This window comes from Arthrobacter sp. IK3, from assembly GCF_051337705.1.
Taxonomy (GTDB): Bacteria; Actinomycetota; Actinomycetes; order Actinomycetales; family Micrococcaceae; genus Arthrobacter_B; species Arthrobacter_B koreensis.
In genome coordinates, this window is sequence record NZ_JBPPSW010000002.1 from 141,225 (window position 1) to 151,771 (window position 10,547).

The window sequence follows — 10,547 nt, forward strand, 5'->3', positions numbered from 1 at the left end:
GGCGTGTAGCGCACGGTTCTGCCTGAAGCGGCACAAAAGCCCGGCGCCTTCCCCTGGGAATGACGCCGGGCTTTTGTGTGCGCCTACGCCGGATCCAGCCCTCGAACCGCAGGTCCCTCGAGCAGCTTGCCGTCTGCCGAGAACCGGGACCCGTGCAGCGGGCAGTCCCAGGAAGCCTCGGCATCGTTCCAGGCCAGGACACCGTGCAGGTGGGGGCAGATGGCTGAACGGCGGGTGGTGGTCCCGTTGACCGTGCAGACCGCAACCGGGGAGCCGCCCTCCCGCACCACGACGCCCAGACCCTCCGGTGGTTCCCCTCCCGCAGTCCGTGAGAGCCCTCCGGCCCAGCCGCTGATCATCTGCAGGCCAACCTCAGCATTGTCCTTCACCGTTGACACTGCATCCGGGAAGCTCACTTTGGCCTTATATAGCCCTGCGTTGGGGTCCTCCTCACCGAGAATCCTGGCTGCCAGGGACGCGGCGGCAGCCACACCGTTGGTCATGCCCCACTTGTTGAAGCCCGTGGCCGCGTAGATGCTGCGGCCGAGCAGGGGAAGTTCACCCACATAGGGGAGCGCGGAAGCCGGGGAATAGTCCTGGGCGGACCAGTCATAGCGGGCCTCGTCGACAGCGAAGTGCTGGCGGGTCCATTCATGGAGCCCTTTGACCCGGTCCCTGGTGTGGGCGGACCTCCCAACCGGATGTCCGTTGCCGCCGGCCAGGAGGTACCTGGTCCCGTTTACCGTCGCCGTCCGCAGTGAACGGGACGGCGAATCAGCCGAGAGGTACATCCCCTCGGGGACGTCCCCCTTGACGGGAAAAGCGCTGGCATAGGACCGCTGGGGTTTAACGACGGCGAAGTATCCGCCGCGGTCAAGGATCGGGATGCCGGTTGCCAGTACAACCTGTCCCGCCTCCAGGTCCCCCGGTTCTGTCACCACGCGCACCCTGCCTGAATCTGCGTGGTGTACCTCCTTCACCCGGATGCCTTCCACAAGCGTTCCGGAATGCGACCGGAGCTCGCCGGCAAGGGCTGCCAATGCCTGGAGGGGGTGGAACTGTGCCTGGCCCGGAAGTTTCAAGGCCGCTTCAACGCGGAAGGGCAGCTCCGTCTCAGTGGTGCTCTCAACCGGCAGGCCCGCAGCCCGGCACGCGTCCCGCTCCTGGGTGAGTGCGGCGGCGCCGTCGGACGTCACAGCGTATGTCCAGGCATCGCGGGTCTCGCAGTCCACACCGGCCGCAGCACAGAAGGAAAGCAGCCACTCCTGCGCAGTGCGGTTGGCGGCAACATATGCACGGACAGCGGATACATCATGGTGCCGGGCGATCTGGGAGAGCACTGTACCCTGCAGCAGGCTGATCTTGGCCGTGGTGTTGCCGGTGGTCACGGCTCCGGTCCGGCGTGCTTCAAGGACAGCTACGCGCTGCCCGCCGCGCGCCAGCAGGACGGCGGTGGCCAGGCCGGTCAGGCCGGCGCCCACCACAATGGTGTCGTAGGCTCCGCCGGGCACAAAGGGGTCGCTTTCAATGGCGGGCGAGGTGTCGAGCCAGAGTGATTCCATGTGCTTCCTTCCTCAGGTTTGGCCTCCACCCCATCTGTCCTATGGCCCGGAGTCAAGGGCTTATCCGGATCCGGGGGGGCGGGTGCGCAGGGTTCGTAAGCATACTTCCCATGGGGTGGGGGCTGTGCCACAGTTGAAGCGTAGGTTTTAAGGCCTCCGTCTGGCCGGAGTCCGTGATTCTCCCTTGGAGATAAGGAGTTGGCCATGTCTTATGCAAGCAGCAGCCGAGGGCTTTCCGCCCACAGGACCAGTGCCCAAATCGCCGCCACGGTATTCGGCGTCATCTTCCTGGTCATTGGGGTTCTCGGCTTCATTCCCGGAATTACCGCGAACTACAGTGCACTCTATTTCGCAGGTTATGGCTCTGAGGCTGTTCTGCTGGGCCTCTTCCAGGTGTCCATCCTGCACAACGTTGTCCACATGCTGCTCGGCTTTGCCGGCTTGTGGATGGCCCGGAGCAACTCATCCGCCCGCACCTACCTGATTGGTGCCGGCGTGCTGTACCTGCTCTTGTTTATCTACGGCCTGATCATCCCGCTGAACTCGGATGCGAACTTTGTCCCGTTGAACTGGGCTGACAACTGGCTGCACCTGGCACTGGCTGCGGTGATGATCATCCTCGGTTTCGTGCTTGGATCCGATCGTTCCCGCGGGGTGGACCGGAGCCCGAGCACCGGCTCACCCGGGGAGGGAAGCATTCCCAATTAGGGGCACAGGACGGTAAAGGCGCGGCCGGTTGGACGGCTGCGCCTTGCGTCGTGCCCAAAACCTTGTTAAGCGTCTATTCCGCGTCCAGGGGGTGCACCATGTAATTTGGAAGCACCCTTATTTTGGATGGAGGCGAGGCAAGTGCAGTTCCATCATGACCTCATGCTCACTGCGGAGGAGCATACGCCCGGCCGTACCGGAGGACGCGCGTGAGGCGCCCGGTTCTGCTGGGAGCCGGGAAGGCAGCCCCGGCCCATGAGAAGACCCTGTCCGAACTTATGGCACTGGCCGCGGACACGGACGGCTCCGCCGTGACGTCCCTGCTGATCCTGAAACCGGCCGCGGACGCAGCCCAATTGCCCGGCTCCGGCATGACCCTTGCACTGTGGGAGCTGCTGGCCACGCTGGGAGCCGCCGACCTCACGGCCGCCCGCGTAGTGGAACCCCATCTGGATGCCCAGGCGATCCTGGCCCAGGCGGCGCTACTGCCGTCCGAAGCCGGAGTGCAGGGTGTTGACTTTCATGCCGGGACCTGGGGCGTCTATGCTGCCGAGGGTCCCGGCCTGGCCCTGCAGGCAGCAGAGCACGACGGCGCTTGGCAGCTTTCCGGCCGCAAGCCCTGGTGTTCGCTGGCGGATCAGCTCGACTACGCGGTGGTCACCGCCCACACCGGGAACGGCAACCGGCGGGCCTTCGCCGTGGACCTTCGCGATTCCGGAGTGCAGGTAGCCCCGGCACCCTGGATCAGCCGCGGACTGGCGGCCGTAGACAGCAGGGCAGTGGACTTCGACGCCGTACCCGCGGTTCCGGTTGGAAGGGATAACTGGTACCTGGAACGTGACGGTTTCGCGTGGGGCGGCATAGGCGTTGCAGCGGTTTGGTACGGAGGTGCCGTGGCCGTAGCCCGACGGCTGTTCCAGGCGAGCCGCGAGCGGACACCGGACCAGATTGCCCAGGCACTTATCGGCGCGGCAGACCTCTCCCTGCAGGCTGCCGGGCGAATGCTGGCCAGTGCAGCCGCAGACGTAGACGCCGGCCGGGCAGCGGGTGAGCAGGGCGCAGTGCTTGCCCAGCGCGTCCGCGGCGTCGTGGCCGACTCCGTGGAACGGGTCCTGGCCGCTGCCGCCCACGGTCTGGGCCCGGGTCCGCTCACCGCTGAGGAAGAGCACGCCCGCAGGATCGCTGACCTGCAGGTGTACGTTCGCCAGCACCATGCAGAACGCGACCACGCCTCGCTGGGGAAGCTGCTGCTGGCGCGGGAGGAAGAGCCGTGGTGAGCTTCACCCACCGGGACGCGAGCCAGGACGAGGCAGTATGGCTGGAAGCCCTGGACCACACCCCGGATCTCTCGGTTGCGCTTCCCGGAACACCGGACCGGCTCCTGGTCCTCGCTGCGCACCCCGATGACGAAACCCTGGGGGCCGGGGGCCTGATCGCATCCCTCGCAGCGAAGGGAACCAGCGTAGATGTCATTGTGGCGACAGCCGGGGAAGGATCACACCCGGACTCAGTGACGCATACGCCCGGGCAGCTGGCGGAAATCCGGGAACAGGAACTGCGCACCGCCGTCGCGGCCCTGGACCCCGGCGCACGCGTCCGGCTGTTGGGGCTCCCTGACGGCGGCCTTGCCGGGAGCCGTGACGCGCTGTTCCAGGCCCTGCGGGAAACCGCGGAAGCCGGGGCCGGAACCCTGTGGATCGCCGCGCCTTGGCGCGGTGACGGGCACACCGACCATGACACCGCCGGGGAGGTGGCCGCCGAGTTCGCGCGGTCCGCGCGGATACCCCTGCTGGAGTACCCCATCTGGCTGTGGCACTGGGGAACTCCGGAAGACCTTCCTCCCGCCCTCCACGTTTATCCACTGGGCGACGACGCAGCGGGGGCGAAACGTGCGGCCATGGCGGCCCACAGCAGCCAAGTGAATCCGCTGTCCAGCCAGCCCGGCGATGAGGTACTTCTCGGCCCGGAAGTCCTGGCCCACTTTGAGCGCCCCTTTGAAGCTTTTCTCCTGACCGTTCCGCGCAGCGCGCGCGGTGTTTTCGAGGAACTCTACGAACGCTCGGCGGATCCATGGAACTTCGAGGTGAGTTTCTATGAATCCCGCAAGCGGGCCCTGACCCTGGCCATGCTGCCCCGGGAACGGTTCGCCAGGGTTTTCGAACCCGGCTGTTCCATCGGGGTGCTGACCGAAGAGCTGGCCCGGCGGTCGGACACCGTCACCGCCATGGACATCAGTGCCCGCGCACTGCGGCTGGCGGAACAGCGCCTGGGACCTGAATCCGGCGTCGAGCTGCTGGAAGGCAGCATCCCCGAGAACTGGCCGGACGGCGCCTTCGACCTCGTGGTGATCTCCGAAATCGGCTACTTCCTGACACCCGAGCAGCTGACGGAAACTGTCCAGCGTGCTGCAGGCTCGCTGGGCAGCGACGGCGCCCTCCTGCTCTGCCACTGGCGGCATCCGAATGAGGGGTGGCCGCTCACCGGAGACAGTGTCCATGACGCCTTTCTCCGCTCCAGCGGCCTGGAGAGACTCTCAGCCCACGTGGAAGAAGACTTCCGCATCGACGTCCTGGTGCCTTCGCCGGCCGAATCGGTGGCGCGCCGGGAGGGGCTGCTTTGACGCCGGCGCACATCGGCGTCGTGATTCCTGCCCGGGACGAAGAGGAACTGCTTCCGCGCTGCCTGGCTTCCGTGGCCGCTGCCTGCCAGGCACTTGAACCGCACGTTCGGGTCAGCGTGGTGGTGGTCCTGGATTCGTGTGCCGACGGCTCGGCCGCCGCGGCTGCCGGAGCTGCGCTTGAACAGGGACTCGAGCTGCACCTGCTTGAAACTGCAGCCGGGAACGTAGGCGCCGCCCGGGCCGAAGGAGCGGCAGCGGCACTTGAACTGGGAGCCGGGTGGATCGCCAGCACCGACGCGGATACGGTGGTTCCCGCCTGCTGGCTGCAGATGCAGGTGAACCTGGCCTCAGCCGGTTACGGCATGGTGCTGGGAACCGTAGTGCCGGATGCCAGGGACCTGGATGCTGAGCATCTTGCCCTGTGGCAGGCCCGGCACACCCTGGGGGAGGGGCATCCCCACGTCCACGGCGCGAACCTGGGCTTCTCTGCTGCCGCATATCGGAGCGCGGGCGGCTTCAAGCCCGGCTCAACCGGCGAAGACGTGGACCTTGCATCACGGGTCAAGGCGGCGGCAATCCCGTGGATCGCCACCGACTGGATCCGTGCCGTCACCTCCGGTCGCCTAACCGGCCGTGCACCCGCAGGCTTCTCCGGGTACCTCCGGGGACTGCTCAACTAGCCCCGCACTGTGGTGCCGGCGCCCGCGGAGCCCTAGCGTAAGGGAATGGACTCTGAGCAAATCCACGCCAAAATCGAACGCCTGGTTGAACAGGAGCAGTCGCTTCGCAGCGCCGGCCCCGGTGAAAGCGCCGAAACCCACGCCGAGCAGCTGCGGAACATCAGTGAACAGCTTGACCAGTGCTGGGACCTGCTGCGCCAGCGCCGTGCCCGGATAGACGCCGGCGAGAACCCTGACACGGCCGAGGTGCGGCCGGTAGGGGAAGTGGAAGGCTACCGGCAGTAGCCGTCCGGAAACCTAGCGGGTCAGGGCGCGCACCAGCGTCGCAGCGCCGATGGTCCGGCGGAACGGGCTGCGGCCCCGGAAGGTTTCTCCGGCCGCCCACCACACCATGGCGCCCTGGCTGAGCCGGTGGAGCGCCTGGCGGTACCGCGGGGTGAGTGCCATAGCGGACGCCGTTCCAAACCCGGCCCAGGCCAGGATCGGCAGGTTTGGCGGGAGGAAGACGGTCTGCCGGCCCCTGCGGTCGCGGAAGTAACGTGTAATCCCCATGGTTTATGCGCCTTTCCTGGATTTGCGGCCGGAGGACTTCGCCGCCGGCTTCCTGGCTGGTTCTTCCTTGTCCTTCTGTTCTTCCTGATCCTTTGCCGCCGGTTTCCGGGCGTTCCTGGCCTTGCCGGAGGCGGACTTGGCACCCCGGTTCTTTTCCACGCTGCGCCGCAGCGCTTCCATCAGGTCCAGGACCTTTCCGCCCTCGTCCTCGGACTCTTCACCAAAGGTTTCCTGGGTGTCGAGGGCTTCACCCTTCTCCAGTTTGGCTTCGATCAGGGTGCGGAGCTGTTCCTGGTACTCATCAGTGAATCCGGACGGGTCGAAGTCTGAGCTGAAGGAATCAACCAGCGCTGATGACATTTCCAGCTCCTTCGCGGAAATGCGCACTTTCTCCTCTAGGGAGGGGAACGCAGCTTCACGGACCTCGTCCTCCCACAGCAGGGTCTGCAGCGTGAGTACGTCGCCGCGGACCCGAAGGGCACCCAGCCGGCTCTTCTGCCGGAGCGAGAACTGCACGATTGCCGTGCGGTCCGTGTCCTCCAGGGTCCGCCGCAGCAGCACATAGGACTTGGTGGACTTCGAATCCGGTTCAAGGTAGTAGGTGCGGTCAAACAGGATGGGGTCCACCTGATCGCTGGGGACGAATTCCACGACCTCGATCTCCCGGCTTTTTTCCACCGGCAGGGACGCCAGGTCCTCATCCGTGAGCACCACGGTCTGCTCGCCGTCGTCGTACGCCTTGGCGATGTTCTTGTACTCCACCACCTCACCGCAGATTTCGCAGCGGCGCTGGTAACGGATCCGCCCGCCGTCCTTTTCGTGCACCTGATGCAGGCTCACGTCGTGGTCCTCGGTGGCGGAGTAGACCTTGACCGGCACGTTGACCAGCCCAAACGCAATGGCACCTTTCCAGATGGCTCTCATGTACCAAGTGAACACCAAGCAGACTGTGAATCTCCAGAGCCGTATCGGGACGCCTGCCGGCGGTCCGCCCCATGCATCTTTGGGCTGACCCCTTGGCCGGGTTCTGCCGCCGTCCTACCCTAATGAGCAATTCGCCGGTGCCGGGGCCGGACGTGAACTCTTTTGGGGAGATTCCCATGATTGAAGAAGCTGACCTGGATTTCCTGCGAAGCGCAGTGCGGGGCGCCGTTTCACTGCCGGGGGAGGAGGGGTACGCCGCGGACACAGCGGCGTTCAACCTAGCGCAGGTTCATCACCCCGATGCCGTCCTGGGTGCCCTGGATGACCATGATGTGCAGGCCGCAGTGGCCTGGGCTTCCGGGCGCGGCATTCCGCTCGCGGTGCAGGCTACGGGCCACAATGCGTCCGCCCCCATGGATGAAGGCCTGCTGGTCAACACCTCGCGCCTGCAGGAGATCAGCCTGGACCTGGCAGCCGGAGCCTTCACGGTAGGGGCAGGAGTGCGCTGGGATGCCGTGCTGCGTGAACTGGTGCCCAACGGGTTGACCGCGCCCCACGGGTCCAGTGGCGGCGTGGGCGTGGTTGGCTACACGGTTGGCGGCGGCCTGCCGCTGATGGGACGCACCCTTGGCTTCGCCTCGGACCACGTCCGAGGCTTCGACGTCGTGACCCCGGACGGAACCCTTCGCAGCGTGGACCCCGAAACCGAGCCGGAACTTTTTACCTCCGTGCGGGGCGGGAAGGGGAACTTTGGAATTATTACCCGCATGACCATGGCAGCGGTACCGCTGGGCGATTTCTACGGCGGCCAGCTGGTGTTTCCGGAAGACCAGGCGGGAGAGGCGCTTGATGCATTCCGCCGATGGGCTCCCGAACTGCCGAATGAGGCATCCGCGTCCCTGGCTTTCATGCACCTGCCGGATCTGCCCTTCCTGCCTCCGGAGTTGCGTGGAACCGCCCCGGTGATCCTGCGCTTCGCCCTGTTCGGTGGGAAGGCGGAGGGGGATAAGCTGCTTGAACCCTTCCGCCGGCTGCCCACGGTCAGCGATACGGCCGGACCCATGGACTACCTGGACGTCGATGCCGTACACAGTGATCCGGCTGATCCGGCTCCCGCCATGGAACGTGGCATGCTCCTCACCGAACTGGACGACGCCGCTGCCGCCGAGCTGCTGCGCCAGGTTGGCCCGGGTTCCGGGACGCCGCTGGTGATGCTGGAGCTGCGGGTCCTGGGCGGCGCACTCTCTGCGGAACCGCCCTTCCCGGACACTGTTTCCGGACGAAACGCAGGATTCCACCTGTTCGTGCTCGGCGTGCCTGGGCTCCCGGCGCCGGATCTGGCGGAGGCAGCGCTGGTGCGGCTCGCGCTGGCGTTCGAACCCTACACGGCCGGCAGCTTGATTAACTTCCATGGTCCCGCCGGCGATGAACTGGACCGTGCGCGGGCCTGGGAACCCGCAGCCTATGAACTGCTGCGCAACGCGAAGGCAGACTGGGATCCGCAAAACCTGTTCCGGTTCGGGCATGCCGTACCGCCCCTTGGTTTAATGGACACGGCAAGCGGCTGAATCCCGGCCGGTCTGAACGAACAGGCGGCAGCAATCACATGGACGGTCCCGCACGGGCCCTGGAAGAGCTCACCGTAGGGCAGGTTGCCCAGCGCAGCGGCGTGGCGGTTTCCGCCCTGCATTTCTACGAGCGGCAGGGCCTGATTCGCAGCCGGCGTACCGGCGGCAACCAGCGCCGTTTTGACCGCTCCGTCCTGCGCCGCGTCGCCGTAATCCGTGCCGCCCAGCGGGCGGGCATACCGCTGTCCCACATAGCCGCAGTCTTCGCTGAACTGCCTGAGGACGGCGTCCCGGGCCAGGAGGACTGGCGCAGGCTTAGCGCAGCATGGCGGGCTGAACTGGACAACCGGATCGGCCAGCTGGAAGCCCTGCGGGACCGCCTGGGCGGATGCATTGGCTGCGGTTGCCTCTCCCTTGCGGAGTGCAGTTTCATCAATCCCGACGACGCCTCCGGGCGGGATTTCCCGGGGGCCCGGCTGCTGGAGCCGGACTCCTGATTTGACCTCAACTAATGTTGAGGTTTTACCGTGGAAGTATGACTTCAACGGCAGTGACCCCTCCGGTGGTGGATGAATTCAAGAACGCGTTCCGCGGGCACCCCGCGGGCGTGGCAATCATCACGGCCGCCGGCGCGGAAGGGCCCGTGGGCCTGACGGCGTCCTCCGTAAGCTCGGTCTCCGCCGTGCCGCCGATCCTGGCGTTTTCCCTCGCCTCCACCGAGGGCTCGGCGGGGGTGATCGCCTCAGCAGACACCATAGTGGTTCACCTGCTGGGTGCGGAAAACGCCGAACTTGCCGCCCTTTTCGCTGCCCGGGGTACCGAACGCTTTGGCCGGGACCTGCCCTGGAGCACGCTTCCGGGCGGAGAACCGCTGCTCGAAGGAGTGCCGCGGGCCCTGCTGTGCCGGATCCTCTCCCGCACCCAGGCCGGCAGTTCAACCCTGATCGCCGCCGAGGTCCTGGAGATCCATACCGGCCCGGCCTCCGCTCCGCTGGTCTACCATGACCGCACCTACCACCACCTGGGTGACCACTCCACGCTGCGTCCGCCTCAGTAAAGAAGTCCCTTTCCGGCAGCCGCGGACAGCGCGCCGGCTATCCGCGATAGAACCGGCAGGTCAACGCGCCACTGCTGCCAGTACAGCGGGACGTCCAGATGCGCATCAGGATCCAGGAGCACGACTGAGCCGTCCGTTAGCAGCTGCTCCGACTGCAGGTCCGGCAGCATTCCCCAGCCGTACCCAAGGCGCACTGCCTGCAGGAAGTCCCAGGATGCAGGGACATAGTGGCGGGGCGGCTGGAGACCCGGACCAAAGGCCGACTCGAGGAAGCGGGCCTGGAGGGCATCCCGCCGGTTGAAGGCCACCATGGGTGCGGTCGCTGCCTGGGCGGCCCCAAAGCCGCGGCTGAACCACCGGCTGCGGAATCCCGGGCTGGCAGCCGGCCGGTAGCGCATGGTTCCCAGTACGGCGACGGAGCAGCCCTGCACCGGTTCCGGACTGGAGGTCACGGCACCCATGGCCGTTCCGTTCCGCAGGCCTTCGGCCGAATAGTCCTGGTCCTCCAAAGTGAACTCAAAGCTGGTTCCCTCCACCTGTGCAAGTGCCGGAAGCACCCAGGTGGCGAGCGAATCCGCGTTGATGACCAGCTGCACTGCCGTGCGCCCCGGCTGGGTGTCCAAGCCAAGGCGCTCGACGGCGTCGTGCTCCAGCGCGCTGATCTGCCGTGCCAGCCGCAGCAGTACCGCACCCGGCTCGGTGGCGGTGATGGGGCGCGTGCGTCTGAGCAGCACGCAGCCGGTCCGCGTCTCCAGCGCCTTGATCCGCTGGCTGACGGCAGAGGTGGTCAGGTGGAGGGCCGCAGCGGCGGCGTCGAAGCTTCCGTGGTCAAGGACGGCACCCAGGGCGCGCAGCTGGTCGGCGTTGAACTCCATG

12 protein-coding genes are annotated in these 10,547 nt (G+C 66.4%); 8 read left to right on the forward strand and 4 right to left on the reverse strand.

Annotated features, from left to right (window positions below; all coding sequences use genetic code 11):
- Positions 1 to 83: 83 nt before the first annotated feature.
- The gene (locus ACSLGO_RS03325) at positions 84 to 1,562 is read right to left on the reverse strand and encodes an FAD-dependent oxidoreductase (protein ID WP_436399906.1); all 1,479 of its coding nucleotides are present in this window, start codon (positions 1,560 to 1,562) and stop codon (positions 84 to 86) included.
- A gap of 204 nt (positions 1,563 to 1,766) precedes the next feature.
- On the opposite strand from ACSLGO_RS03325, the gene ACSLGO_RS03330 reads away from it, so the two are divergent.
- The 5 genes from ACSLGO_RS03330 to ACSLGO_RS03350 all read left to right on the forward strand — a co-directional run bounded on the left by ACSLGO_RS03330 (position 1,767) and on the right by ACSLGO_RS03350 (position 5,855).
- The gene (locus ACSLGO_RS03330; RefSeq protein ID WP_091600851.1) at positions 1,767 to 2,270 is read left to right on the forward strand and encodes a DUF4383 domain-containing protein; all 504 of its coding nucleotides are present in this window, start codon (positions 1,767 to 1,769) and stop codon (positions 2,268 to 2,270) included.
- 209 nt (positions 2,271 to 2,479) lie between these two features.
- Positions 2,480 to 3,547 (forward strand): acyl-CoA dehydrogenase, encoded by a 1,068-nt coding sequence (locus ACSLGO_RS03335; protein ID WP_433122615.1) that lies wholly within the window; start codon positions 2,480 to 2,482, stop codon positions 3,545 to 3,547.
- Positions 3,544 to 4,890, forward strand: coding sequence for a PIG-L family deacetylase (locus tag ACSLGO_RS03340; RefSeq protein WP_436399907.1), 1,347 nt, complete (start codon positions 3,544 to 3,546; stop codon positions 4,888 to 4,890). The genes ACSLGO_RS03335 and ACSLGO_RS03340 overlap by 4 nt, the downstream gene beginning before the upstream one ends.
- The gene (locus tag ACSLGO_RS03345) at positions 4,887 to 5,570 is read left to right on the forward strand and encodes a glycosyltransferase (protein ID WP_193313204.1); all 684 of its coding nucleotides are present in this window, start codon (positions 4,887 to 4,889) and stop codon (positions 5,568 to 5,570) included. The genes ACSLGO_RS03340 and ACSLGO_RS03345 overlap by 4 nt, the downstream gene beginning before the upstream one ends.
- Positions 5,571 to 5,615: 45 nt before the next feature.
- Positions 5,616 to 5,855, forward strand: coding sequence for a DUF2630 family protein (locus ACSLGO_RS03350; RefSeq protein WP_091600847.1), 240 nt, complete (start codon positions 5,616 to 5,618; stop codon positions 5,853 to 5,855).
- A 12-nt stretch (positions 5,856 to 5,867) separates the two neighbouring features.
- Here the strand turns inward: ACSLGO_RS03350 and ACSLGO_RS03355 are convergent, their stop codons facing one another.
- Positions 5,868 to 6,122 carry a hypothetical protein gene (locus ACSLGO_RS03355; protein WP_263127932.1) on the reverse strand — a complete coding sequence of 85 codons (255 nt, stop codon included), beginning with the start codon at positions 6,120 to 6,122 and terminating at the stop codon, positions 5,868 to 5,870.
- 3 nt (positions 6,123 to 6,125) lie between these two features.
- Positions 6,126 to 7,046, reverse strand: coding sequence for a Ku protein (locus ACSLGO_RS03360; RefSeq protein WP_263127933.1), 921 nt, complete (start codon positions 7,044 to 7,046; stop codon positions 6,126 to 6,128).
- A 176-nt stretch (positions 7,047 to 7,222) separates the two neighbouring features.
- Between ACSLGO_RS03360 and ACSLGO_RS03365 the strand changes: the two genes are divergently transcribed.
- The 3 genes from ACSLGO_RS03365 to ACSLGO_RS03375 are packed head-to-tail and all read left to right on the forward strand — an operon-like array spanning position 7,223 to position 9,671.
- Entirely contained in the window at positions 7,223 to 8,614 is a 1,392-nt protein-coding gene (locus ACSLGO_RS03365) for an FAD-binding oxidoreductase (protein WP_436399910.1), read from the forward strand.
- Positions 8,615 to 8,652: 38 nt separating this feature from the next.
- Entirely contained in the window at positions 8,653 to 9,111 is a 459-nt protein-coding gene (gene soxR, locus ACSLGO_RS03370; protein WP_091600843.1) for a redox-sensitive transcriptional activator SoxR, read from the forward strand.
- Positions 9,112 to 9,149: 38 nt separating this feature from the next.
- Positions 9,150 to 9,671, forward strand: a complete 522-nt coding sequence (locus tag ACSLGO_RS03375) for a flavin reductase family protein (protein ID WP_152274101.1) — start codon at positions 9,150 to 9,152, stop codon at positions 9,669 to 9,671.
- Here ACSLGO_RS03375 and ACSLGO_RS03380 read toward each other — a convergent pair.
- A complete protein-coding gene (locus ACSLGO_RS03380) occupies positions 9,665 to 10,546 on the reverse strand; it encodes a LysR family transcriptional regulator ArgP (protein ID WP_436399912.1) in 882 nt (293 codons plus the stop codon). The genes ACSLGO_RS03375 and ACSLGO_RS03380 overlap by 7 nt on opposite strands.
- Position 10,547 lies beyond the last annotated feature (1 nt).

Excerpts from the sequence above, each read along its gene's own strand:
- ACSLGO_RS03325 (WP_436399906.1), bottom strand. The coding sequence starts at position 1,562 with ATGGAATCACTCTGGCTCGACACCTCGCCCGCCATTGAAAGCGACCCC.
- ACSLGO_RS03330 (WP_091600851.1), top strand. The coding sequence starts at position 1,767 with ATGTCTTATGCAAGCAGCAGCCGAGGGCTTTCCGCCCACAGGACCAGT.
- ACSLGO_RS03350 (WP_091600847.1), top strand. The coding sequence starts at position 5,616 with ATGGACTCTGAGCAAATCCACGCCAAAATCGAACGCCTGGTTGAACAG.
- ACSLGO_RS03355 (WP_263127932.1), bottom strand. The coding sequence starts at position 6,122 with ATGGGGATTACACGTTACTTCCGCGACCGCAGGGGCCGGCAGACCGTC.
- ACSLGO_RS03360 (WP_263127933.1), bottom strand. The coding sequence starts at position 7,046 with ATGAGAGCCATCTGGAAAGGTGCCATTGCGTTTGGGCTGGTCAACGTG.
- ACSLGO_RS03365 (WP_436399910.1), top strand. The coding sequence starts at position 7,223 with ATGATTGAAGAAGCTGACCTGGATTTCCTGCGAAGCGCAGTGCGGGGC.
- soxR (WP_091600843.1), top strand. The coding sequence starts at position 8,653 with ATGGACGGTCCCGCACGGGCCCTGGAAGAGCTCACCGTAGGGCAGGTT.
- ACSLGO_RS03375 (WP_152274101.1), top strand. The coding sequence starts at position 9,150 with ATGACTTCAACGGCAGTGACCCCTCCGGTGGTGGATGAATTCAAGAAC.
- ACSLGO_RS03380 (WP_436399912.1), bottom strand. The coding sequence starts at position 10,546 with ATGGAGTTCAACGCCGACCAGCTGCGCGCCCTGGGTGCCGTCCTTGAC.